The 23,881-nt window shown below is 64.1% G+C and carries 25 protein-coding genes; 19 read left to right on the top strand and 6 right to left on the bottom strand.

Annotated elements, in window-relative coordinates; translation table 11 throughout:
• The first annotated feature begins 4 nt into the window (after positions 1–4).
• The 12 genes from napG (at position 5) to G5134_RS08800 (ending at position 8,275) form a co-directional block, all read left to right on the top strand.
• Positions 5–739: a ferredoxin-type protein NapG gene (napG, locus tag G5134_RS08855; RefSeq protein WP_065018705.1), complete on the top strand. Its 735-nt coding sequence runs from the start codon at positions 5–7 to the stop codon at positions 737–739.
• A complete protein-coding gene (gene napH, locus G5134_RS08850) occupies positions 736–1,611 on the top strand; it encodes a quinol dehydrogenase ferredoxin subunit NapH (RefSeq protein WP_065018706.1) in 876 nt (291 codons plus the stop codon). The genes napG and napH overlap by 4 nt, the downstream gene beginning before the upstream one ends.
• Positions 1,611–2,066: a nitrate reductase cytochrome c-type subunit gene (locus G5134_RS08845; protein WP_005299342.1), complete on the top strand. Its 456-nt coding sequence runs from the start codon at positions 1,611–1,613 to the stop codon at positions 2,064–2,066. The genes napH and G5134_RS08845 overlap by 1 nt, the downstream gene beginning before the upstream one ends.
• 11 nt (positions 2,067–2,077) lie before the next feature.
• The gene (locus G5134_RS08840; protein ID WP_005299345.1) at positions 2,078–2,668 is read left to right on the top strand and encodes a cytochrome c3 family protein; all 591 of its coding nucleotides are present in this window, start codon (positions 2,078–2,080) and stop codon (positions 2,666–2,668) included.
• 268 nt (positions 2,669–2,936) lie between these two features.
• On the top strand, positions 2,937–3,443 hold the full coding sequence (gene moaB / locus G5134_RS08835) for a molybdenum cofactor biosynthesis protein B (RefSeq protein WP_005299347.1): 507 nt from the start codon (positions 2,937–2,939) through the stop codon (positions 3,441–3,443).
• Between the two features lie 9 nt (positions 3,444–3,452).
• Positions 3,453–3,977 (top strand): cyclic pyranopterin monophosphate synthase MoaC, encoded by a 525-nt coding sequence (gene moaC, locus G5134_RS08830; RefSeq protein WP_065018707.1) that lies wholly within the window; start codon positions 3,453–3,455, stop codon positions 3,975–3,977.
• A complete protein-coding gene (moaD, locus tag G5134_RS08825; RefSeq protein WP_065018708.1) occupies positions 3,974–4,219 on the top strand; it encodes a molybdopterin synthase sulfur carrier subunit in 246 nt (81 codons plus the stop codon). Before moaC ends, moaD begins: the two co-directional genes overlap by 4 nt.
• 2 nt (positions 4,220–4,221) lie before the next feature.
• The gene (gene moaE, locus G5134_RS08820) at positions 4,222–4,695 is read left to right on the top strand and encodes a molybdopterin synthase catalytic subunit MoaE (protein WP_026141294.1); all 474 of its coding nucleotides are present in this window, start codon (positions 4,222–4,224) and stop codon (positions 4,693–4,695) included.
• Between the two features lie 103 nt (positions 4,696–4,798).
• On the top strand, positions 4,799–5,527 hold the full coding sequence (gene modA / locus G5134_RS08815) for a molybdate ABC transporter substrate-binding protein (protein WP_042050781.1): 729 nt from the start codon (positions 4,799–4,801) through the stop codon (positions 5,525–5,527).
• Positions 5,528–5,680: 153 nt separating this feature from the next.
• Positions 5,681–6,361 carry a molybdate ABC transporter permease subunit gene (gene modB, locus G5134_RS08810; RefSeq protein WP_011705491.1) on the top strand — a complete coding sequence of 227 codons (681 nt, stop codon included), beginning with the start codon at positions 5,681–5,683 and terminating at the stop codon, positions 6,359–6,361.
• Positions 6,358–7,434: a molybdenum ABC transporter ATP-binding protein gene (gene modC / locus G5134_RS08805; RefSeq protein WP_065018709.1), complete on the top strand. Its 1,077-nt coding sequence runs from the start codon at positions 6,358–6,360 to the stop codon at positions 7,432–7,434. The genes modB and modC overlap by 4 nt, the downstream gene beginning before the upstream one ends.
• 64 nt (positions 7,435–7,498) lie before the next feature.
• Positions 7,499–8,275 carry an alpha/beta fold hydrolase gene (locus tag G5134_RS08800; protein ID WP_017766042.1) on the top strand — a complete coding sequence of 259 codons (777 nt, stop codon included), beginning with the start codon at positions 7,499–7,501 and terminating at the stop codon, positions 8,273–8,275.
• A gap of 80 nt (positions 8,276–8,355) precedes the next feature.
• Here the strand turns inward: G5134_RS08800 and moeB are convergent, their stop codons facing one another.
• Together moeB and moeA are read right to left on the bottom strand one after the other, a co-directional pair.
• Positions 8,356–9,111, bottom strand: coding sequence for a molybdopterin-synthase adenylyltransferase MoeB (gene moeB, locus G5134_RS08795; RefSeq protein WP_195878340.1), 756 nt, complete (start codon positions 9,109–9,111; stop codon positions 8,356–8,358).
• Positions 9,108–10,334, bottom strand: a complete 1,227-nt coding sequence (moeA, locus tag G5134_RS08790; RefSeq protein WP_065018711.1) for a molybdopterin molybdotransferase MoeA — start codon at positions 10,332–10,334, stop codon at positions 9,108–9,110. The genes moeB and moeA overlap by 4 nt, the downstream gene beginning before the upstream one ends.
• A gap of 304 nt (positions 10,335–10,638) precedes the next feature.
• Between moeA and folE the strand changes: the two genes are divergently transcribed.
• Positions 10,639–11,295: a GTP cyclohydrolase I FolE gene (gene folE, locus G5134_RS08785; RefSeq protein WP_005299391.1), complete on the top strand. Its 657-nt coding sequence runs from the start codon at positions 10,639–10,641 to the stop codon at positions 11,293–11,295.
• A gap of 394 nt (positions 11,296–11,689) precedes the next feature.
• Positions 11,690–13,345, top strand: coding sequence for a methyl-accepting chemotaxis protein (locus tag G5134_RS08780; RefSeq protein WP_065018712.1), 1,656 nt, complete (start codon positions 11,690–11,692; stop codon positions 13,343–13,345).
• A 96-nt stretch (positions 13,346–13,441) separates the two neighbouring features.
• Here the strand turns inward: G5134_RS08780 and G5134_RS08775 are convergent, their stop codons facing one another.
• Positions 13,442–15,172 carry a formate--tetrahydrofolate ligase gene (locus G5134_RS08775; RefSeq protein WP_065018713.1) on the bottom strand — a complete coding sequence of 577 codons (1,731 nt, stop codon included), beginning with the start codon at positions 15,170–15,172 and terminating at the stop codon, positions 13,442–13,444.
• 66 nt (positions 15,173–15,238) lie between these two features.
• On the opposite strand from G5134_RS08775, the gene G5134_RS08770 reads away from it, so the two are divergent.
• Complete coding sequence (locus G5134_RS08770) at positions 15,239–15,655, top strand: hypothetical protein (protein ID WP_065018714.1); 417 nt, start codon at positions 15,239–15,241, stop codon at positions 15,653–15,655.
• 31 nt (positions 15,656–15,686) lie between these two features.
• Here G5134_RS08770 and G5134_RS08765 read toward each other — a convergent pair whose 3' ends face one another.
• Positions 15,687–16,589, bottom strand: a complete 903-nt coding sequence (locus G5134_RS08765) for a LysR family transcriptional regulator (RefSeq protein WP_017409884.1) — start codon at positions 16,587–16,589, stop codon at positions 15,687–15,689.
• Positions 16,590–16,700: 111 nt separating this feature from the next.
• Here G5134_RS08765 and G5134_RS08760 point away from each other — a divergent pair, with 111 nt between their 5' ends.
• The 4 genes from G5134_RS08760 to G5134_RS08745 all read left to right on the top strand — a co-directional run bounded on the left by G5134_RS08760 (position 16,701) and on the right by G5134_RS08745 (position 19,655).
• A complete protein-coding gene (locus G5134_RS08760; RefSeq protein ID WP_010634427.1) occupies positions 16,701–17,261 on the top strand; it encodes a YceI family protein in 561 nt (186 codons plus the stop codon).
• Positions 17,261–17,998, top strand: coding sequence for a hypothetical protein (locus tag G5134_RS08755; protein WP_065018715.1), 738 nt, complete (start codon positions 17,261–17,263; stop codon positions 17,996–17,998). Before G5134_RS08760 ends, G5134_RS08755 begins: the two co-directional genes overlap by 1 nt.
• 186 nt (positions 17,999–18,184) lie before the next feature.
• Entirely contained in the window at positions 18,185–19,306 is a 1,122-nt protein-coding gene (locus tag G5134_RS08750; RefSeq protein WP_025201906.1) for an adenosylhomocysteinase, read from the top strand.
• A 37-nt stretch (positions 19,307–19,343) separates the two neighbouring features.
• A complete protein-coding gene (locus G5134_RS08745) occupies positions 19,344–19,655 on the top strand; it encodes a SelT/SelW/SelH family protein (RefSeq protein ID WP_065018717.1) in 312 nt (103 codons plus the stop codon).
• A 62-nt stretch (positions 19,656–19,717) separates the two neighbouring features.
• On the opposite strand, the gene G5134_RS08740 is transcribed toward G5134_RS08745, so the two are convergent.
• Both G5134_RS08740 and pepT read right to left on the bottom strand, forming a co-directional pair.
• Positions 19,718–21,442: a lysophospholipid acyltransferase family protein gene (locus tag G5134_RS08740; RefSeq protein WP_065018718.1), complete on the bottom strand. Its 1,725-nt coding sequence runs from the start codon at positions 21,440–21,442 to the stop codon at positions 19,718–19,720.
• A gap of 152 nt (positions 21,443–21,594) precedes the next feature.
• On the bottom strand, positions 21,595–22,818 hold the full coding sequence (gene pepT / locus G5134_RS08735; protein ID WP_065018719.1) for a peptidase T: 1,224 nt from the start codon (positions 22,816–22,818) through the stop codon (positions 21,595–21,597).
• Between the last annotated feature and the right edge of the window lie 1,063 nt (positions 22,819–23,881).

Here is a 23,881-nt window from a genome sequence, read left to right as displayed (position 1 = left end):
CGAGATGAGTCGTAGTCGGCGCCAGTTTCTGGCCGACATGGCCAAGGGGGCCTGCGGTGTGGGCCTGCTTGGCGTGGGGCTCGGCGGCATGGCGCGTCAGCAGGTGCAGGCCGTGCCTGCCCAGGCGCTGCGCCCGCCGGCCGCCCTCGACGAGGCCGAGTTCCTCGGCGCCTGCGTGCGCTGTGGGCTCTGCGTCGAGGCTTGCCCCTACGACACCCTCAAGCTCGCCCGGCTGTTTGAACCCGTGACCACCGGCACCCCCTACTTCAAGGCGCGCGCCGTGCCGTGCGAGATGTGTGACGACATCCCCTGCGTGGCGGCCTGCCCGAGCGGGGCGCTGGATCAGGCCATGACCGACATCGATCAGGCGCGGATGGGGGTGGCGGTGCTCATCGATCACGAGACCTGCCTCAACTACCTGGGGCTGCGTTGCGATGTCTGCTATCGGATCTGCCCGCTCATCGACAAGGCGATCACCCTGGAGCTGCAGCACAACCAGCGCACCGGCAAGCACGCCATGTTCCTGCCCACGGTGCACAGCGATGTCTGCACCGGCTGCGGCAAGTGCGAGCACGCCTGCGTGCTGGAAGAGGCTGCCATCAAGGTGGTGCCTCGTCAGCTCGCCAAGGGGGAGCTGGGCCACCACTACCGGCTCGGCTGGGAAGAGAAGGCGAAGGCGGGCAAGTCGCTCATCGGCGACAGGCTCACCCTGCCAACCCGCAAACCGGAGGGGCTATGAGTCGTTATCCGGGAGCCGAAGCCACGGCCAGGCTCGGCTGGTGGCGGTCACACCGCTTCCTGCTGTTGCGCCGGCTCAGCCAGTTTGGCGTGCTGGGGTTGTTCCTGCTGGGACCGCTGGCGGGCATCTGGATCCTCGAGGGCAACCTCTCCAGCTCACTGTTGCTGGAGACGGTGCCGCTCACGGATCCGCTGACCCTGCTGCAGTCGTTGGCGGCGGGACATTGGCCTATCCCCACCCTCTGGCTGGGGGCCGGGCTGGTGCTCGCGGGTTACTGGCTGGTCGGGGGGCGGGTGTTCTGCTCCTGGGTCTGTCCGGTCAACCTGGTCACGGATGCCGCCGCCTGGCTCAGGGGAAGGCTAGGTCTCAAGGGCAACGGTCAGTTCAACCGCTCCACCCGCTACTGGCTGCTGGCCATGGTGCTGGTGGCGCCGGCCATCACCGGTGTGCTGGTGTGGGAGCTGGTCAATCCGGTGTCGCTTACCCTGCGCGGCCTGTTGTTCGGCATGGGGGCGGGCTGGGCCTTGCTGACGGTGCTGTTCCTGTTCGACCTCTTCGTGGTGGAGCGGGGCTGGTGTGGTCATCTCTGTCCGGTAGGGGCTTTCTATGCCCTGGTCAACCGGGTCGGGTTCATCAAGATTTCTGCCAAGGGGCGCGAGCGGTGCAGCAACTGCATGGATTGTTATGCGGTCTGCCCGGAACGTCCCATCCTGCGCGGCCCCGTTCACGGTGCCAAGCGTGGTCACGGGCCCTTGATTGCGGCTCAGGAGTGTACCAACTGCGGCCGTTGCATCGATGTCTGCGCGGAGCAAGTTTTTGAAATCACTGTAGGTTTTGCCGTCAAGGCAGAGAAAACGTCGGAGAACAAATAATGAAGAAGCTGATTGGAGCAATGCTGGCCTGTCTGATGGCAGGTTCCTTGATGGCGGCAGTCCCCGAGATCACCAACAGCACGGGGGGCATCAAGTCGGAGCGGGGAAGCACGGATCTGGTGACGGATGCCGACGCGGCCCCCATGAAGAACTTTCGCAAGGATGGTGATCTCTACGATCGCCAGTACATGCATCAGCCCCCGCTGATCCCCCACGACACCCGCAACTATGAAGTGGACAACAAGGTCAACAAGTGCCTGGCCTGTCACAGCTTCAAGAACGCCAGCGCCATGAAGGCCCCCAAGATCAGCCCGACTCACTTCGAGACCCGTGACGGCATGACGTTGGGAGAGGTGTCCCCCCGCCGCTACTTCTGCCTGCAGTGCCACGTGCCGCAAGCGGATGCCAAGCCGCTGGTGGAAAATACGTTTAAACCAGTTGAAGCCTTGAACTGAGGAACCCATAGATGAAATTACCCGGCTTTATCCAGCGTCTGTGGACCACCTTCAAGTCCCCCTCGAAGGCAGCCCTCTGGGTACTGCTGCTGATGGGCTTCTTCGGCGGGGTCATCTTCTGGGGCGGTTTCAACACCGCCATGGAAGCCTCCAACACCGAAAAGTTCTGCACCAGCTGCCACGAGATGAAGGACAACGTGTTCGTGGAGTACCGCGACACCATCCACTATGCCAACCGCTCCGGCGTGCGGGCCAGCTGCCCGGATTGCCACGTGCCGCACGAGTGGACCTACAAGATCATCCGCAAGGTGCAGGCCTCCAAGGAGCTGTGGGGCATGATCACCGGCAAGGTGGACACCCGCGAGAAGTTCGAGTCGCACCGGCGCGAGATGGCCGAGCGGGAGTGGAAGCGGATGAAGGACACGGATTCGAGGGAGTGTCGCAACTGCCACAACTTCGAATACATGGACTTCTCCCTGCAAGGCAAACGGGGTGCCCAGATGCACTCCACCAGCCTCGCCAGCGGCGAGAGCACCTGTATCGACTGCCACAAGGGCATTGCTCACCAGCTGCCCGACATGACAGGGGTGAAGGGCTTCTAAGCCTGCACCAGCAACGAGGCCGGGTTCACCCGGCCTCGTTCATACTTCGCCCGGCCAGGGCAAAAGCACCACTGTGCCTCCTTTAAATCCCCCCTCTGGTGCGAGTTTTGATAGAATCGGCCCGCCGTGAGTCGCAGCGCATGACAGCAAGGTCAAAGGTTCAGCCCGGGCGGGTATGAACCGTGGCACCAGCGAACGCTGTCAGCCGGGATCCTGGCCGCTTTTCTTCTTCTCTTTGCTCACGGTCCTTTGCCATCAGGAGCTGCCCATGGGACAGAAACACAACGCATTCATTCCCCTCAAGATCGCCGTGCTGACGGTCTCCGACAGCCGCACCGCTGCCGATGACAGCTCGGGCGACTATCTGGTTTCCGCCCTCGCTGAATCGGGCCATCAGCTGGCCGACCGGGCGCTCTGCCCCGACAATCTGTTTCGTATTCGCGCCCAGGTGAGCGACTGGATCGCCGATGAGGGAGTGCAGGTGGTGCTCATCAACGGCGGCACCGGCTTCAACGAGCAGAACCGGGTGCCCGAGGCGGTCGGGGTTCTGTTCGAACGCACAGTGCAGGGCTTTGGCGAACTGTTTCGCCAGCTCTCCTTCGCCGACATCAAGGGTGCCGCCATGCAGAGCCGCGCGCTGGCGGGTCTCGCCAATCGCACCCTGATCTGCTGCCTGCCGGGCTCTACCGGTGCCTGCCAGCTGGGGTGGGAGAAACTTATCCGCGATCAGCTTGATGCCCGCACCAAGCCGTGCAACTTTGTCTCCCATCTTTGAGGGCCTCTGATGAACCCGACCGAATCCAAGCAGCCTCAGCCCGGCCTGACCCATCTCAACCAGAGCGGCGAAGCCCACATGGTGGATGTGACCGACAAGCAGGTGACCGAGCGTGAAGCCCGCGCCGAGGCGTTTGTCGCCATGGCTCCCGACACCCTGGCCCTGATCCTGAGCGGTCAGCACCACAAGGGGGACGTGTTCGCCACCGCCCGCATCGCCGGCATCATGGCGGCCAAGAAGACCTCGGATCTCATTCCCCTCTGCCATCCGCTGGCATTGACCCGGGTTGAGGTAGAGATAGAACCCCAGGCGGAGCAAAATAGGGTCCATATTCGCACCCTCTGCAAGCTCTCGGGCAAGACGGGGGTTGAAATGGAAGCGCTGACCGCCGCGTCGGTGGCGGCACTGACCATCTACGACATGTGCAAGGCGGTGCAAAAGGACATGGTGATCGAACAGGTGCGGCTGGTGGAGAAAAAGGGCGGCAAGTCCGGCCATTTTCAGCTGGGTGCGACCAAAGGAGAGCAGGCATGATCAAGGTTCTGTTTTTTGCGCAGGTGCGTGAGTTGGTCGGCTGCGACGAGCTGAGCCTGCCTTGCGACTACGCGACTGCCGAGCAGCTGCGCAGCGCCTTAAGTGAGCGCGGCGACAAGTGGGCGTTGGCGCTGGAGGCGGGCAAACTGCTGGTGGCGGTAAACCAGACCCTGGTGCCGCTGGATACGCCCCTCCATGATGGCGATGAGGTCGCCTTCTTCCCGCCGGTGACCGGAGGCTGATGATGAGCGAGGCAACCATGACCGATCGCATCCTGGTGCAGCGGGAAGACTTCTCGCTGGCCGATGAATATGCCCGTCTCGCCGCCCGGCAGGACACCGGCGCCGTGGTCAGTTTTGTCGGCAAGGTGCGCGACTTCAATCAGGGGGAGCACGTGAAGGGGCTGGCCCTCGAGCACTACCCCGGCATGACAGAGAAGGCGCTGACGGACATAGTGGCCGAGGCCCGCAGCCGCTGGCCCTTGCAGGAGTGCACCCTGATCCACCGCATCGGCGAGCTGCTGCTCGGCGATCAGATCGTGCTGGTGGTGGTGAGCAGCGCTCACCGCGAGGCGGCCTTCGAGGCCTGCCACTTCATCATGGATTTTTTGAAAACCCGGGCGCCGTTCTGGAAAAAAGAGCTGACCGCCGAAGGAGTACAACGCTGGGTCGAGGCCAAGGAGAGCGACAACACTGCCGCCGCCCGCTGGCAAGCTTGACCTGTTCAAGGGGGCTGGCTCATCGGGAGCCGCGGCCCCTGTTTTCGGGGCCGCCCCCTTGGCTGGGGACCGATAGAAGCGGCCCCATTCAGGAGGTAAAGGAATGAAACCGCTGTTATCCGTTGTCATCGCAGGGGTCTGCGCCAGTGCACTGCAGGCAGGTGCCGTGCAGGCCGATGAGGTCAAGGTGGCCGTGGCCGCCAACTTCAAAGGCACCATAGAGCGCATCGGCAAGGCGTTCACCGCCAAGACCGGCCATACCCTGGCCATTTCCTCCGCCGCGACCGGGGTGCTCTACACCCAGATAAGCCACGGTGCCCCGTTCGACCTCTTCCTCTCCGCCGATGTGAAAACCCCGCAGAAGCTGGAGCAGGAGGGCAAGGGCAGCGAACGTTTCACCTACGCCATCGGCCAGCTGGGTCTGTGGCAGAAGGGGGGGCCGGCTCCTGACGAGGCAACCCTGCGCGGCTGGAAGGGCAACCTCGCCATCGCCAACCCGAAAACCGCCCCCTACGGCACCGCCGCCATGGCGACCCTCGACCATCTCAAGATCGATCCCAAGCAGTACCGCCTGTTGACCGGTACCAACATCGGCCAGACCTGGCAGTTCGTCGACACCGGCAACGCCGAGCTGGGCTTCGTCGCCTGGGCCAACCTGGTGGAGGCGGGCAAGACCAGTGAAGCCTGGGCCGTGCCGGCCGACTTCTATCCGCCCATCGAACAGCAAGGGCTGGTATTGAAGAAAGGGGCGGCAGTCGAGGCGCTGGTGGCCTGGCTCAAGGGGCCGGGTCAGGCAGAGATCAAGGCGGCGGGTTATGCGCTGCCCCAGTGATGGCGCAACCACACACCTGCCTGATGAGTGGCCGGCCCTCGGGTCGGCCCACTCTTGCGATAAGGATGCACACCATGCCGTTGCCTGAATTCATCTGGGAATGCGGCTCAATCGATGTGTCTGGTGCTGGATCTGGCGTTGGGAGTGAGTCCGATGAGTGAAGGGGATCTGCTGGCGGTCTGGCTCACCCTGAGGCTGGCAGCCAGCACCACCGCCATCCTGCTGCTGCTCTCGCCGCCGTTGGCCTGGTGGCTGTCGCGCAGCCAGCACAGGCTCAGACCCGTGGTGGAGGCCCTGGTGGCGCTGCCGCTGGTGCTGCCGCCGACGGTGCTCGGCTTCTATCTGCTGCTGGCCTTCTCCCCCTCCTATGGCCTGGGCGCCTGGTGGCGCGACACCTTCGGGGCGCCGCTCGCCTTCAGTTTTACCGGTCTGCTGCTCGCCTCCATCCTCTACTCGCTCCCCTTCGTGGTGCAGCCGCTCACCTCCGCCTTCGTCAACATGGGCAACAAGGAGCTGGAGGCCGCCGCCACCCTGGGGCTCGGCCCGCTGGAGCGCTTCTTTCACATCATCTTGCCGATGACGCTGCCCAGCTTCGTGATGGCGGCGGCGCTCGGCTTTGCCCACACCCTGGGGGAGTTCGGGGTGGTGTTGATGATTGGCGGCAACATCCCGGGTGAGACCCAGGTGCTCTCCATCGCCCTGTTTGATCACGTGGAGACGATGGACTATCAAAACGCCCACCTGCTGGCGGGCGGCCTGATGGGCTTCTCGCTGGTGATGCTGGTGCTGGTGTACGGGGTGCTGCAGCGCCGGCAACGGAGGCTGTTCGGATGAGCGACATCGGCAAGGCGAAACCGCTGCAACTCAAGGCAAGGCGGGCGTTCGGCGCCTTTACCCTCGATTGTGAACTGGCGTTGGAGCTCGGGGGGATCCTCGGTCTGTTCGGCCCCTCCGGCTGCGGCAAGAGCAGCCTGCTGCGCATCATCGCCGGGCTGGACCGTGCACCGGGCGACACGTTGAACTGGCAGGGCAGGGCGCTGAGCGATCTGCTGCCCGAGGCGCGCCGCATCGGCCTGGTGTTTCAGGATTCGCGCCTCTTCCCCCATCTGAGCGTGCTCGGCAACCTGCAACTGGCGGCCCGCAAGGGGCGGGGGCGCTGGCAACCCGAGGCGCTGGCGACCCGGCTCGGTTTTGCCGAACTGCTGCCCCAGCCGGCCCACGGCCTCTCCGGCGGCCAGCGCCAGCGGGTGGCACTGGCCCGGGCCTTGTTGGCCGAGCCCGATCTGCTGCTGCTCGATGAACCTTTCTCTGCGCTGGACAGACGCAGCCGCATCCATCAGGCCCACGTGCTCAAGGGTTTGCAGCAGGAGAGCGGCATTCCGATGATCTTCGTCAGCCACGCCATGGAGGAGGTGAGCCTGCTCTGCGATCAGCTGGTGCTGCTGGCGGATGGCCGGGTGGAGGCACAAGGCCGGCCGAGCGATATCTTTGCACGCACCGATCTCTCGCTTGCCAGTCGCGACGACGCCGGGGTGATGCTGGCGGCGAGCCTCTCTCACTACGATGAAGAGGAGCAGATGGCGACCCTGCAGCTCGGCGAGCAGCAGTTGCGGGTCACCATGACCCAGGTGCCGGACGATGGCGGCCCCTTGCAGATCAAGGTGGCCGGGCGGGACGTGGTAATCGCCACCGCCCCCATCGAACACTCCAGCCTCTCCAACTGCCTCACCACCCGACTGCTGGCCGAACGCGAGGTACGACCCGGTCAGACCCTGTTGCAGTTGGCGCTGGGTCAGCAGATACTGCTGGCCCGGATCACCAGCCGCTCCGCCAGACGGCTGGCGCTCGCCCCTAATCAGCAGATCTACGCCTACATCAAGGCGGTGAGTCTGGTCAGCGAGGGTTGAGCGGATTGCAGAAGAGGCAGAAAATCAGGATGGTTCAGCGGATGAGTCGAGAGGCAATGAACTGATGCGCCGCAATCAGGTGATGAAATCCAACGGTCTTGCCCTGCGCAGCGCGGGGGAGGGCCCCTTGTTGTTGCTGCTGCACGGGCTGGGCTCCTCCAGCCTCGACTGGCAGGCGCAGATCGAACGCTTTTCCGAACACTATCGGGTGGTGGCGCTGGATCTGCGCGGCCACGGCCAGAGCATGCAGGAGGGGCCGTTCGACGTGGCAACCCTGGCGGCGGACGTGGTGAACTGGCTCGACGAACAGCCTGAGCCCGCCTGGGTGGTGGGGCTTTCCTTGGGGGCCATGGTGGCGCTGGAGCTGGCGCTGCAGTTGCCGCACAAGGTGCAGGGGCTGGTGCTGGTCAACGGCTGCAGCGAATTTCTGCTGGAGACCCCAAAAGAGCAGGAGCGCTTTGCCCAGCGCCTCAAGTGGCTGCGCTGGTTCGGCCTGCGGCCACTCGCCTGGTGGCTCGGCCGCGAGCTCTTTCCCGGCCCCGACCTTGCCCAGGTGCGTCACACCTTCCGGCTGCGTTTCGTGCGCAACAAGAAGAAAACCTACAAGGCGCTGCTGGAGGCGCTGCCAGGCTGGTCGGTGCGCGCCCGGCTTGGCAACATCTGGCAGCCGGTGGCCATCATCTCCACCAGCCACGACTATCTGCCGCTCGCCAAACGGGTGGAGCAGTTCGCCTCTCTGCCCAACGCCACCATCCACACGCCCAATGGCCACCACGCCTGGCCGGCGGAAGATCCCTCCGGCTTCAATCATCTGTTGCAGCGGATCCTCTCAACCCATTGAGGTAGGTAGACAGCAAAGATGGATAAAAAAGCCGACCCAAGGGTCGGCTTTTTGTTGGCGTAAAGGCTTGTTGAGGTGATTCACCCGTGCGAGCAGACCGGGCAGTCGGGGCGCTTGGGCAGCTTCATCTCGCGAAAGGTGCCGCCAAGGCCGTCGATCATCAGCAGGCGACCGCTGTAACTGCGGCCCATCCCCGCCAAGAGTTTGATGGCTTCGAGCGCCTGCAGGCTGCCTACCAGACCCACCACAGGTGCCAGCACCCCAGCCTCGACGCAGGTGAGGGCCTGCTCGCCAAACAGGGCACTGAGGCAGGCGTAGCAGGGTTCCCCCTCCTGCCAGGTGAAGCTGCAGACTTGTCCCTCCAGCCGGATGGCGGCGCCGCTGACCAGCGGCACGCCGTGCTGGCGGGCTTTTTGGTTGAGCAGGTTGCGAATGGCCAGGTTGTCGGTGCAATCCAATACCAGCTGGTGGTGGGGCAACAGGGCATCGAGCAGCGCCTCGTCGGCCACGGCGGCGTGGGTCTCCACCTCAAGCCAGGGGTTGAGGGCGCGCAGGGCGTGGGCGGCGGAGTCCACCTTGTCGTGGCCGATGCGCTCATCGGTGTGCAGCACCTGGCGCTGCAGGTTAGAGAGCTCCACCTTGTCGAAATCGACCAGGGTGAGCCGGCCGACCCCGGCCACCGCCAGATACTGGCTGGCGGCGCAGCCGAGGCCGCCAGCGCCGATCACCAGCACATGGGCCTGCTTGAGCGCCTCCTGCCCCTCGAAGTCGAAGGATTTGAGGATGATCTGGCGGTTGTAGCGCAAGAGCTCGGCGTCGCTCAGGATCTCGCTCACAGCAGCAATCCCCCGAACGGTTCGACGGTGACGGTTTCCCCAGTAGCGACACGGCCCCGCTCTCGCTCAAGGACGATGTAGCAGTTGGCCTGCGACAGGGAGCTGAACACGGCGGAGTCTTGGGAGCCGGTGCTGCGCACCTCCAGGCCGTTTGGCCCCTGAGTCAGGATGCCGCGCTGGAAGTCGAGCCGGCCCGGCGCCTTCTTGAGCGGCTCTGCGGCAGTGGCTTGCAGCTGCAGCGGGCGCTCGAAACGCTGACCCGCCAGCTTGGCCAGCGCAGGTTGCACCAGCTGATCGAAGGTGACCATGGCCGAGACCGGGTTGCCTGGCAGGCCGAAGAACCAGGCGTGGGGCAGGCGACCGAAGGCAAACGGCTTGCCCGGCTTGATGGCCAGCTTCCAGAAGCCGATCTCGCCGAGCTCCTCCAGCAGCTGTTTGGTGAAGTCCGCTTCCCCCACCGAGACGCCGCCGGTGGTGATGAGGGCGTCGGCCTCGCGGTCGGCTTTCAGGAAGGCTGCGCGCAGCTGAGCCGGATCGTCTGGGATGATGCCAAGGTCGAGGCAATCGCAGCCCATGCGATCCAGCATGGCCCGCACGCCGTAGCGGTTGGAGTCGTAGATGTCGCCGTGGGCAAGCGGGGTACCGACCGGTTTGAGTTCGTCACCGGTACTGAAGATGGCCACTTTCAGCGGTCGGCGCACCGACACGGTGGCAATGCCGAGGGAGGCCAGCAGCGGCATCTCCCGGGCGGTGAGGCGAGTACCGGCAGCGAGCACGCTGGCGCCCTCGCGGATGTCTTCGCCGCGGCGGCGAATGTTCTGGCCGGGCACCGGGGTGGTCAGAAAGGTGATCCTGTCGCCGTCGGCCTGGGTTTCTTCCTGCATCACCACCGCATCCGTCCCGGCCGGCACCGGGGCGCCGGTCATGATGCGCACGCAGTGGCCGGCGGGCCACTCACCCGGGTAGGGCTGACCGGCGAAGGCCTTGCCCGCCATGATGAGGGGGGCACCGTTGGCGAGATCAGCCAGCCGCACCGCATAACCGTCCATGGCGGAGTTGTCGAACGGGGGCACGCTGAGGGGGGAGGCGATATCCGCGGCGAGTACCCGGCCAAGGGCCTGCGGCAAGGGCAACTGTTCGCTGTCGCAGCAGCCGTCAAGCTGTGCCAGCATGCCCTGCAGGGCGTCGCTCAGGGGGAGTAGTCCGCTGGTATCAAATCCCATGTCATGACCTCATTGTGTGATGGAGGGGGTGTGAAGGGCGGATTATCCCAAAAATCCATGCCGATGGGCAGGTTGCAGCAGGATAAAACCGTTTGGCTGTACAGATAGGCAGCGACCGGGCAGCGCGCCTCCCCCCGTATGGGTAGCGCCGGCGAAGTAAAAGCCGCCAGATTGGCATAAAGTCAGGGAACGGGCTTGAGTTAGCTTGAATTATGACAATAATCGCCGTCTACTATTGCGCCACAACCGAGTGCCGTCATAGCGAGGCGGCCATCATAGTCCCTGAGCGTGGGAGAGGAACAAGATGACGAGCTTAAGTCGGGAAGCCCTGTTGGTCAGGGCCGCCCTCGAGGCCGAGGGCCTCGAAACACCTCTGGTGGCCAATACCCTGGACGGCCAGCAGAAGCGGGAGAAGATCGAGGGCCACATGCGCGCCATCATGGAGACGCTGGGGCTGGATCTGGCCGATGACAGTCTGGCAGAGACACCGCACCGCATCGCCAAGATGTACGTCAACGAGATCTTCTCCGGCCTCGATTACGCCACCTTCCCCAAGGTGACGGTGATCGAGAACAAGATGAAGGTGGACGAGATGATCATGGTGCGGGATATCAGCCTCACCAGCACCTGCGAGCACCACTTCGTCACCATCGACGGGCTGGCCCACGTGGCCTACATCCCCCGCGGCAAGGTGATCGGGCTCTCCAAGATCAACCGCATCGTGCAGTTCTTTGCCCGCCGTCCCCAGGTGCAGGAGCGCCTGACCCAGCAGATCCTGCTGGCGCTGCAGACCCTGCTCGGCACCAAGGATGTGGCCATCAGCATCAAGGCGACCCACTTCTGCGTGAAGGCCCGCGGCGTGATGGACTCCACCTCCTACACCACCACGACTTCCCTAGGTGGCGTCTTCAAGACCCAGCCCGATACCCGTGCCGAGTTTCTGGCCGGTCTGAAAGGCTGATCTGCCAGGAGATGTGTCGCCACTGCGGCATGTCTCCTCGCTTTCCCCTCTTTTTCACTGCCCCTGACGGTCCGCTGGCTGCCGGGTGGTCGCACCGACAATTTTCCTCAAGGGATGGACATCCCCGGTCGATATATCCCGTTATGGCTTGTGCGCATCTTTCGGGAGTGCGTTCAAGTCTTCAAGGTGCCAGGCTTTGGCTGCTCTCTTGGCCGGGTGGGTCTGTCGATAAGAGACCTGCGCTCAGCCGGGCATCTTGTAAAAAATGTCGCCTCGTTCATGCAAGGACATATATTCATCAAGGCTGGATGAGCCGCCATGGAGGCGGTGACAGCGGGCCGTATGCGTACGGTTCAGACGAGCGTTATCTGTTCACTCATATCCAGGACATGCCATGAATACCAGTACCATGACCATTGGCAAGAAACTCACCGCGGGTTTTGCCATGCTCGGCCTGATGATTGCCTTTATCGGCGGCTTCTCGCTGCTGCAGTTTGGCAACATGAACCGGGCCGCCATCGGCTTTACCGACAGCATTTTGCCCGCCGTGGTGCGCACCAGTACCCTGGGCGAGACCATCAATACCCTGCGCCGCTATGAACTGGATGTGTTTCTGGTGGCGGCCGATCCGCAGCAGAAAGCCCACTATCGCGACCTTGGCGAGCAGACCCTGCAAGAGGTCGCCCGGCAGGTCAAGGCGCACGATGCCACCATCTGGGCGGAGGACGTGGAAGAGCGGCGCACCTTCGACATCGTCAAGCAGGACTGGGACAAGTACGTGGCCCTGCACCAGCGCATCCGGCAGATGCAGGATGGCGGCCAGCTGGCCGAGGCCCAGCAGCTGTTCATGAGCGAGGGGATCACCCTCTACACCAACCTGGCCAAGTCGGTGGGGGATCTGATCCGCATCAACCACGGCTACTCAGTGGGCTCCCGTGCCCAGGTGGTGGCTGCGTTTGACAGCGCCAAGCTGAGCATCATAGTGGCGCTGGTACTGGGTCTGCTGCTGGCGGGGGCGCTCTCCACCGTGCTGACCCGCCAGATTCGCGATCCGCTGGTGATGCTGGCCCGCCAGGCCCAGCGCATCGCGAGCGGTGATCTGGGCAAGAGCGAGTTGCAGGAGTGGATCCGCGGCAATCGCTTCAAGCGTGACGAACTGGGTCAGCTCGGCGCCGCCATCGACCGCATGCAGGGTTCGCTTGCTGATCTGGTGAGTGAGATCGCCGGCTCCGTGAGCCAGCTCAGTAGCGCGGTGGAGGAGGTGAGTGCCATCTCCGAGCAGTCCGCTACCGGCATGGCCCGCCAGCAGAGCGAGGTCTCCCAGGTTGCCACCGCCATGAACGAGATGCAGTCCACCGTCAACGAGGTAGCCCGCAACACCACGGACGCCATGAGCGCCGCCAAGGATGCCTCCCGCACCTCGACCCAGGGCAACCAGGTGGTGCGCAGCGCCATCAGCAGCATCGAGGAGGTGTCGGTCAAGATTGAGCAGGCGGGCGCCGTGGTGCAGCAGCTGGAGCAGGACAGCACCAACATCAGCATGGTGCTTGATGTCATTCGCGGCATTGCCGAGCAGACCAACCTGCTGGCCCTCAACGCGGCCATCGAGGCGGCGCGCGCCGGTGAACAGGGGCGCGGCTTTGCGGTCGTGGCCGATGAAGTGCGCTCCCTGGCACAGCGCACCCAGAACTCCACCGCCGAGATCAGCAAGATGATCGAGGTACTGCAGGAGCGCACCGCCGAGGCGGGCAGCGCCATGCAACTGAGCCGCCAGCAGATGCAGGAGAGCGTGGGGCTGGCACGGGAAGCGGGCAACAGCATCGACACCATCAACGGTGCCGTCACCCAGATCACCGACATGAACACCCTGATCGCCACCGCCACCGAGGAGCAGAATGCGGTGACCGAGGAGCTCAATCGCAGCATCGTCAACATCCACAATGCGGCGGACGAGAATGCCCTGGGGGCCCAGCAGACCGCCCAGGCCTGTGTCGAGCTGAGCAAGCTGGCCAATACCCTGCACCATATGACCCAGCGCTTCACCCTCTAAGAGCGTTTGGCTGATAGCAAAAGGCCCCGTCCAGTGACGGGGCCTTGTTGTTTCTGGCGTTTGCAGGGGGCTGCTGGTCAGGCATCAAAGCCGATATCAGCTCAACCCGACGATATCGCCGTTCTCGTCGATATCGATATGGCGGTAGGCTGGCAGGCTGCCAAGGCCCGGCATGGTCATGATGGGGCCCGCCAGGGCATAGACGAAGCCGGCGCCGGCGCAGAGCTTCACCTCCTCGATGGGCACCTCGAAGTCGGTCGGCACCCCCTTGAGGGCCGGGTCATGGCTGATGGAGAGCGGCGTTTTGGCCACGCAGACCGGCAGGTGGCCCCACCCCTCGGCAGAGAGTTGCGCCAGCTGGCGGCGCGCGCGCTCAGAGAGCTGCACGCCACGCCCGCCATAGCCGCACTCCACCAAAGTGGCCAGCTTGGCGTCCAGGCTCGCCTCGTCGGGGTAGAGCAGTTTGACCTGGCCCGGTTGCTCACAGGCGGCCACCACGGCCCGGGCCAGCTCGCTGGCGCCAGCCCCGCCCTGGGTAAAGGCGTGGGAGATGGCGCAGCCAGAGGCGCCGGCTTGCATCGCCTCGCGGGCCAGCAAGGTCAGCTCGGCCTCGCTGTCGGTGGGGAAGCGGTTGATGGCGACCACCACCGGCACGCCGTAACGGCGGGCATTGGCGATGTGCCAGCCGAGGTTGGCGCAGCCCTGCGTCAGGGTCGGCAGATCCTCGCCCAGCAGGCTTTGGGGCAGCGGCTGGCCCGGGCGGATGTCGAGCAGGCCGCTGTTGGCCTTGAGCCCGCGCACCGTCGCCACCAGCACCACGCAGGCCGGGGTCAGGCCGGATTGGCGGCTCTTGATGTTGAAGAACTTCTCCAGCCCCATGTCGGAGCCAAAGCCTGCCTCGGTCACCACGTAGTCGGTGAGGGCGAGGGCCATGCGATCGGCGATCACCGAGGAGTTGCCGTGGGCGATGTTGGCAAAGGGGCCGGCGTGCACCAGCACCGGGGTCTGCTCCGTGGTCTGCATCAGGGTCGGCTGCAGGGCCTCTTTGAGCAGCACCGTCATGGCGCCCGCCACTTCCAGCTGCTCGGCGGTGATGGGTTTGCCGTGCAGATCGCGGGCCAGCTGGATGCGGCCGATGCGCGCACGCAGATCGTTCAGATCGCTCGCCAGCGCCAGAATGGCCATCAGCTCGGAGGCGGCGGTGATGACGAAGCGATCGCTGCGCTCGACGCCGTCGGCGGCGCCCCCCTGGCCGATGGTGAGGTGGCGCAGGGCGCGGTCGTTCATGTCGAGGGTGCGCGGCCAGAGGATGTTGTCTGCATCGATATCGAGCCGAGGCAGGCCGGTTCTGGCGCTGAACTGGTCACCGAGTTTGCGCTCATGGAACAGGCGGGCATCGAGGGCCGCCGCCGCCAGATTGTGGGCGGCGGTGAGGGCGTGAAAGTCACCGGTGAGGTGCAGGTTCATCTCCTCCATCGGCACCACCTGGGCGTGACCACCACCGGCGGCGCCCCCCTTGACCCCGAATACGGGCCCGAGGCTCGGCTGGCGGATGGTGGCGATGCTGGGCTGGCCGATGTGGTTGAGTCCCATGGAGAGGCCCAGGGTGGTCACCGTCTTGCCCTCGCCAAGCGGGGTGGGGGTGATGGCGCTCACCAGCACCAGCTTGCCCGCCGGTTTGGGGAGCGACTTGAGCAGGTCGAGGCTGAGTTTGCCCTTGTAGTGGCCGTATGGGCTCAGCTGGTGCGAAGGGATGGCGAGGCGCTCGGCCAGCGCGTGAATGGAGAGACGGGGGGACTGGCGGGAGATCTCGATATCGCTTAGCATCAGCACCTCGTTGGCATGTCAGGTCAAATATGCGGCGAAGTCTAGTGGAATCAAGAGGGTTATCCAATGAGTAATAATATTTTGTCCGGCAATCGTGAGCTGCATCTAACGCCCATCGAGCTGGATCTCAACGCCCTCTATCACCCGCCCAAGCAGCCGCTCACCGCCCTTGGCATCGTCAGCGCCTTCATTCCGCTGTTTGGCTATGGCTGGCAGGCGATGACCCAGGATCCCGAGACCCACTTTCGCCACGAGCTGGCCAAACGCATCAACAAGCACAAGACCGACGAGGCCAACCTCATCCTGACCCTGCAGCTGGCCGGCATGCTCGACTGCCACTGTCTGCACGTCACCTTGCCCTATGCCTTTGACGAGGCGCAGCTGGCGACCCTGCGCCAGCGCCTGCCGCGCTGGCAGCTGAGCCTGCGCGACTTGCTGCTGGTGGCCGAGCTGCCGCTGCCTGCCGATAACGCCGCCTCATAGCCATCCCGTCACCTCGGTCGCTGCAAAGGTCTTAAGCCTTGCGATCCCAGTAGTGGGGGGCGAGATAGCGCTCCTGCACGAATTCGATGAAACAGCGCACCTTGGCCGAGACGAAACGGCGGTGCGGATAGAGGGCATAGAGCCCCACCTGCCCCTTCTCCCACTCCGGCAGCAGTGACACCAAGGCGCCGGAGCGCAGCGCATCGCCGACGATGAAGGTGGGCTGCAAGATGATGCCCTGATCGTCGCAGGCCGCCCTGGTCAGGGCCACCCCGTTATTGGCCCGCAGCGGCCCCTGCGGGCGCACGCTCAGCTGCTCGCCATCCCGTTTGAACACCCAGTCCGGCTGGGTCAGGGTGTAGAGCAAGCAGTCGTGCTGCTTGAGATCCTCCGGGGTGCTCGGCGTGCCTCGACGGGCCAGATAGGCCGGGCTGGCGCACACCTCCAGCCGCATCATGGCCAGCGGCTTGGCCACCAGGGAGGAGTCCGGCAGGTTGCCGATGCGCAGCGCCAGATCGAACCCCTCTTCCACCAGCGCCACCCGTCGATCGCTGTACTCTATCTCCAGCTTCAGATCCGGGTAGCGTTCGCGAAACAGCGGCAGGGCGGGGGAGAGGTGCAGGTAGCCGAAATCCATCGGTACCGACAGCTTGAGGGTGCCCTGGGGCTGCTGGTTGTTGCGGGTCAGCTGGCTGTGGGTCTCTTCAAGTTCCGCCAGCAGCGCCTGGGAACGCTGGTAGTAGAACTGGCCGGCTTCGGTGGGGTTGACCTGGCGGGTGGTGCGCGACAGCAGCCGGGTGGAGAGCGACTCCTCCAGCTGCTGCATCAGCTTGGAGGTCATGGCGACCGAGATGCCGAGCTGGTTGGCGGCCTTGGTAAAACTCTGACACTCCACCACCTTGATGAAGGTGCGCATGGCGGCAATCTGGTCCATCTTTCACTCTCAGTTGATAATTATTTTAATAAATCGCTGATTATCTATATCCGGTATGGAGGTTAGCATCTTGGCTGTTGTTGTGAACCCCCAATATGAAGGAACGAACGGATGAAGATGACCAAGGCCCTGCTGGCCTCCTGCCTGTTTATGGCGGCGCCCCTGATGGCAGCCGATTACGACGTCGATGCGGCGCATACCACGGTGCAATTCAAGGTGGGACACCTCGGCTTCTCCGAGCTGGTGGGTCGTTTCAACACCTTCAGCGGCACCTTCAGCATGGACGATGCCAACCCGGCAGCGGCCAAGGCGAGCTTCGAGATCGATGCCGCCAGCGTGGACTCCAACCACGAGCCACGCGACAAACACCTGCGCAGCCCCGATTTCCTGGACGTGAAGCAGTATCCCAAGATGACTTTCGTCAGCTCCGGCTACGAGGGCACCAAGGATAAGGGCGTGCTGAAAGGCACCCTGACCCTGCACGGCGTCTCCAAGGAAGTGGCCTTCGATCTGGTTCACATCGGTGAAGGCAAGGATCCCTGGGGCGGCTACCGCAGCGGCTTCAACGCCACCACCACCATCAAGCGCAGCGACTTTGGCGTGAACTACATGGTGCCGAACATTCCGGACGAGATGACCATCGCACTGTTTGTCGAAGGTGTGCGCAAGTAATGGGCGCGGCACTCCTGCTTCAAACCCTGGCGGCTCCTTTGGGGGCCGCTTTGCTGTCGTGGCGCTGGCCGCGGCTGGGGTATCTGTGGGGCGCCCTGGCGCTCTGGCTGGTGGGCTGCCTGCTGGGCGGTGCCTACGGGCTGCCGGTCAAGGCGTGGCAATGGCTGCCACTCACCCTGTTGGTGCCCGCCCTGGCGGCGCAGCTGGCCGACCAGCGGGCCGCGCTTGCGCTGTTTGCCGCACTCGGGACGCTGGTGTGGTGGCAGGGGCTGGCCTCGGTGCTGGCAAGCGAGCCCGCCATCTGGCTGGCGCTGTTGCCCGCCATTGGCTGGCTGGGATGGACCGGACTGCGCGGTGACAGCCGCGAGGGGCTCGGCTTTGCCCTCGGCTTCATCTGGCTGGCACTGGTGATCGGCATCGACGGCAGCCTGCTGATTGCCCAGCTGGCCGGTGCGCTGGCGGCCTTCGCCGGTTTCCGTGCTCTGCTTGGGGCCTTTGCCGGCAGCCAGGTGGCGCCCGCGGCGCTCGGGTTGGCGCTGGCCTTTATGCAGATGCTCGCCTGGCAATACGTGGAAGTGCCGCTGCTGGTGTTGCTACCGGTCTGGCTGCTGCCGCTGCTGGAGTGGGCACTGCGCAACAAACCCTGGTTCCAGCGCTGGGCCCTGCTGATCCTGCTGGCGGGCGTAGGGGCGGGTCTGAGTCTGTGGAAGGTGTGGCCAGAGGCCTCTCTTTACTGATTTTTAGCATAAAAAACAGGCAATTAACCCAAAAGTTGCCGACTTCGTCATAGTCTGTACAGATAAAGATTGAGCCCCATAGTGGTTTCAGATAAAAAGGATTTTCAATTATCTGGACACACACAGAACCCGGTCTGACCGGGTTCTGTTTGCCTGCTTGTTTGCGGCGCGCTAAGGAGGCCACAGTTGCGCAGTCAAGGATCTGAGCATCTGTTTTTTCGCCATTTCACCGAGCAGGGACGTCTCGACGGTCTCTGCATCCTGCTGGTTACCCATCTGCTTCCCGATCGCCCCCAGTTTATCCAGGCCCTCGATCAGATCGGGCGGATCGGCGCCATCCTGCCCAAACCCAAGTCAGTTCACGGACCGACCCTGACCTGGGCCCAGCAGCACTATCCGGTGCTGCCCCTCAACCGTCAGTGGACCAATACCCCGCAGGGGGTGATCGAGCACATAGCCCCGCTGGTGGCGCCCCATGAGCGGCTGATTATTCTCGATATCGGCGGCTATTTCGCCAGAACCCAGGCCACCCTCAGCGAGTATTTCGGCCCCCGTTTCCTCGGGGTGGTGGAGATGACCGAGAACGGCCATCAACGCTACGAGCAGGAGGTGCTGTCCACTCCGGTCATCTCGGTGGCGCGCAGCCCTCTCAAGCAGGCCGAGGATATCCAGATCGGCCTGAGCGTGGTCTACTCCGCCGAATCCCTGGCCCGCACCCTCAACCGCACCTTCAATGTCTGCCAGGCCGCCCTGTTTGGCTACGGCAAGGTGGGGCGCAGCATCGCCCGCGAGCTCAGGTGCCGCAACCTGCATCTGGAGCTGGTGGAGACCGACGTGCTGCGCCAGGTGGAGGCGCTCTCCCACGGCTTCAAGCTGGTGGGCAAGGCCGAGGCCCTCAGCCGGGCCGAGCTGGTGATCTGCTCCACCGGCAACGGTGCGCTGGACCTGGCGGATCTGCAGCGGCTGCGCCCCGGCACCATGGTCGCCTCGGTCACCTCGGCGGACGATGAGTTTGCGTTCTGTCTCGCCCAGCTGCCCTGGCCGAGCGAAGAGGTGTGCCCCCACGTGCTGGCGCTGACCCGCCCCGACGGCAGCACCATCTTCCTGCTCAACCGGGGCGAGGCGGTCAACTTCGTCCACGGCGCCGTCATCGGCGAATATGTCTACCTGGTGCTGGCGGAGATCATCGAAGGGGTGCGCCAGCTGGCGTTGCAGCCGCTGGCCCCCGGTCTGTTCGACCTGCCGCAGTCGACCATGCGCACTATTGCCCGCCACTGGCTGGCCGACTTCCACGGGGTCACCCAGTGAGCCTCTTTTTTATTGTCGCCATTGATGGAGTGACCACATGAGCGAGACGACCTTGTCCACCCCCAAACCCCGCATCGAGATCCGCTACTGCACCCTCTGCCGCTGGATGCTGCGCGCCGCCTGGCTGGCCCAGGAGCTGCTCTCCACCTTCGACAGCGAGCTGGGGGAGGTGGCGCTGGTGCCGGCCAGCAAGGGGGAGTTTCGCATCCTGGTGGACGGGGTGCAGGTGTGGGATCGAGTGACGGACGAGGGCTTCCCCGAGGCCAAGGAGATCAAGCAACGGGTGCGCGATCTCATCGCCCCAGAGCGCGATCTGGGCCACGCCGATCGCAAACCGACTGCAGAGTAAACCGCAGCATCAATGACAAAGAGAGGGAGGCACAGGCCTCCCTCTCTCGTTGTGGCGTCCGCTCAACGGTCGGCAGCTGTGCCCGGCTTATCTTCGGCGGGGAGGCCGATATAGCGGGCCCGCTTGTGGGGCTTGAGGCGGCTCACATCCACCCACACCAGGCCGTCGATGCAGTGGTTGAAGTCGGGGTCGATGCCAAAATCCATGAACTGCACGCCGCCCGGCTCGCACAGCTCGGAGTACTGCTTGTAGAGGGTGGGAATGGCGCAGCCCAGATTGTCGAGGCGGGCCTTGAGCTCCTTGAGATCGGCGCCGTAATCCAGCCCGGCAAACAGGAGCGGTGTGGCCGGGTAGGGGCGGCGGGAGGGGGCAAGCGCCAGTTCGGGGGCAAAGTGCTGGCGATAGAAGCTCACCAGCAGATCCTTGGCCGCCACCGGCAGGCTGCCGGAGAGCGACACCGGGCCAAACAGGTAGCGATAGCGGGGATAGCGGGCCAGATAGGCGCCGATGCCAAACCAGAGGTAATCGAGCCCCCGCTTGCCCCAGTAGGCGGGCTGGATGAAGCTGCGGCCAAGCTCGATGGCAAGCGCCAGCCTGGGCAGTAGTTTCTCTTCAAAGCCAAACAGGGTGTGGCTGTAGAGGCCGCCTAGCCCCTTGCTGGCCAGCAGCTCGGCCACCGGTGCGAAACGGTAGGCGCCGATGATCTCGAGCCGGGCCGGATCCCAGAGGATGAGGTGGTGATAGTCATCGTCGAAGGTGTCGAGATCCCGCCGTCTGCCGGAGCCTTCCCCCACTGCCCGAAAGGCGATCTCCCGCAGGCGTCCCAGTTCGCGCAGGATCACCGAGTGGCTCAGCTCGTGGCGTCGGTAGAGATAGATCCCCTGACCGTCCGGGGTGTGGCCGAGGGCCTCGCAGGATTCGATGGCCTGCTTGAGCTGACGGCGCTCCTCCGGCAGGGCGATGGGGGCCTCGGTGGCCAGCAAGCCCCGCTTGCCGCGCCCGATGCGATAGAGGTGGCTGCGCACCAGCCGGGCCGCGCTCTTGGCGGGCAGCTCCTGCACCCCGCTCACCGGGATGCGGGCACCTATGGTGATGGCGATGCGTTTGCCCTGCTGGCGAAACAGCTGCTTGACCAGCAACAGCCCGGCCCAGTCGTTGTTGAGCCAGGCGGCGAGATAGAAGGAGAGCCCATTGCGCCCATCCAGGTGGATCGGCACCAGCGGGGTACGGGTGCGCTGGGCCAGCTTGATGAAGCCTGATTGCCAGGGGCCGTCCTTGACCCCCTTGGGGCCGAGGCGCGACACCTCGCCGGCGGGAAAGATCACCAGCGCCCCTTCGCTCGCCAGGTGTTCCCCCATCGCCAGGATGGCGCGCCTGTCGGTCTTGCCCCCCAGGTTGTCCACCGGCAGCAGCAGGGGTCGCAGCGGCGTCAGCTGGGCCAGCAACTGGTTGGCCACTATCTTGACGTCCGGCCGGATGCGGCCGAGCAGGCGCAGCAGGGCCAGCCCGTCGAGGGAGCCGATGGGGTGGTTGGCGACTATGATGACCCGGCCGCTGGCCGGAATGTGCTCGAGCTGGGCCTCGCTCACCCGGTAGTCGAAGTCGAGCTCGGTGAGTGCCTGCTCGACGAAGTCGAGTCCGCGCAGATGGGGGTGGCATGCGGCGAAGCGTTGAAACGCCTGCTCGTGCAGCAGCCAGCGCAGCCCTTGTCGAAGCAGGGGGTGCAGCAGGTCGTTGGCCGACAGGCGGGGCAGGTGTTGTTGTAACAGGGCATCGACACTGAACATGGGCTGGGCTCCGATGAGTCGTTGCCCTAGCATGACGCCCTTTTGTTCCCGCCCCATGGCAGCGGGATGACAGTTTGATGGCAAAGAGGGGAGCCGGTTAACCGGCTCCCCTCTTTGGTCATGCTTTGATCATGGCGGTGACGATAGCCGGTTTAGTCGCGCCAGGACGAAGTCAGGCGCACCAGCTCCACCAGGGTGGCGACCGCTTTTTCCATGGATTGCAGCGGGATGAATTCGTGCTTGCCGTGGAAGTTGTGGCCACCGGTAAAGAGGTTGGGACAAGGCAGCCCCATGAAGGAGAGCCGGGCGCCGTCGGTACCGCCGCGAATGGGTTTTATCTTTGGCGCCACGTCGGCGGCCAGCATGGCGGCCTTGGCCAGCTGGACTATGTGCATGTGCGGCTCGATCTGGCTGCGCATGTTGCGATAGCTGTCGGTCAGGGTGAGCTCGATGCGCGCTTTGGGCGCCTCCAGCTGCAACGAGGCGACCCGCTCCTTGAGCTGGGCCTTGCGGGCGGCGAAGCCCTCGTCGTCGAAGTCGCGGATGATGTAGTGCAGGCAGGTCTCCTCCACTGTGCCGTTCATCTGGGCCAGGTGGAAAAAGCCCTGATAGCCGTCGGTGCACTCCGGGGTCTGCTCGGCGGGCATGGCGGCGTGGAAGCGGGCGGCCAGGGTCTGGCTGTTGATCATGCTGCCCTTGGCGGTACCGGGGTGCACGTTGTTGCCGATAAAGCGCACGGTGGCGCCGGCGGCGTTGAAGTTCTCGTATTCGAGCTCACCGAGCTCGCCGCCGTCCACCGTGTAGGCCCAGCGGGCCGGGAAGCGGTCCAGCGGGAAGCGGTCGGCGCCGCGGCCTATCTCCTCGTCCGGGGTGAAACCAAGCCAGACATCGCCGCGGGGGATCTCGGGGTGGGCCAGCAGGTGGTCGATGGCGGTGAGGATCTCGGCGATGCCCGCCTTGTCATCGGCCCCCAGCAGGGTAGTGCCGTCGGTGGTGATGAGAACCTGTCCCAGGTAGTTTTTCAGGAAACGGTAGTCGCGAATGGCCAGCACCTCGTCACCCTTGCCCAGGCAGATGTCCCCACCCTGATAGTTTTCGATGATCTGGGGCACCACCTGCTCGGCCTCGTAGTCGGCGGTATCCATGTGGGCGATGAGGCCGATGGCCGGCGCGTCCGGCTGGTTGCCCGGCAGGCAGGCGGTGAGGTAGCCGTGCTCGTCCAGGGTGACCCGGCTCAGCCCCATCTGCGTCATTTCGTCACAGAGGGCGCGGGCGAAGACCAGCTGTCCCTCGCTGCTGGGACAGACGGGATTGGTCGCATCGGAGCGGGTATGAAAAGTCACGTAACGCAGAAAACGCTCAAGCAAGGTATCCATTGGCAAGCCTCAAACCTGTGGTGGAGGGTCATTGTGGCCAATCTGGCGGCGGGGCTTTTTGCGTCAGCTCAGTTTTTGCCACATTTTTTGGCGAAGATCGGGTTGGAAAGGTGTAAGGTGGTTTAGGCTGTGGTTGTTGATATCAATAACAGCATAAAATGGTCCATCAACCGCATTTTTAAGCGGCTTGTGATAGGACTCATTTTTCCGTCAATGCCCTTGGTGGCGGGGGAGGGGCGAGGACGGGCCAGACGGGGTTATTTTCAGGGTGAAAAAGGGCGCGTGGCGGGACTTCTTCCCCCGCTTGCCAAGCCCGCTGGCGGCAAGATTTGATCGCCTTATGAAAAGCTGTTTTTGAACACTATTTTTTATTGTCACCGCTGGCGGTAAGTGTGTACACTCCGCGCCGATCCAAGGGTAACCCTGAGCAGGCAGAGGCCGCCAGACTCCCGCAGGATCATACGCCTATAGGGCGAGGCACGCAGAAACGACAGACACTGCTAGGGTATGGTTTCTTTAATACCGGTTAGGCTCCGGTATCAGGGAGAACAACGGACTCTCATTTTCCGGCTGACCGAGTGAGCCATCGGCTCATCATCTTCCCTTGTCATGGGCGGTCACTGGCGGTGAGCTGGCTGTGGTTGTTGTCGTCTATCAACACGCTTGCGTGCTGACGCCTTCGCATCTCTTCCTTGAAACCCTCCCCTGCTGTCGTGACGGCTGCCGAATGATGAACGAACGACGTGGCTGATGTCGTTTGTCATCAAAGTACCGCGGCGCTGATTGCAGCACCGCATACCGTTGAGCTTGATGTAAAGCCACCAGCCCCACATCAAGACTCGTTACTTCCCCAAGATCCACCAGGCAGCCTAGGCTTGCCGCGATGAACCAGGGAGGTGGCGACAGGTGAACGTTCAGGTCAACCCGCGGCGTCAGCGCCCGGTGCCGGACGTCTTGCCTTGCTCGCCCGCAGGCCGCTTCGGCGCGCCGCACCTGCTCATCGATGGTCTGGATGTGATTGAGGGTAACGAAGGCGGCCACCGGCCGCTCATTTGCGAGGCAT

It is taken from the genome of Aeromonas sp. 600276 (assembly GCF_049175815.1).
Taxonomy (GTDB): domain Bacteria; phylum Pseudomonadota; class Gammaproteobacteria; order Enterobacterales; family Aeromonadaceae; genus Aeromonas; species Aeromonas dhakensis.
This window is presented reverse-complemented; position numbering and strand designations above follow the sequence as displayed.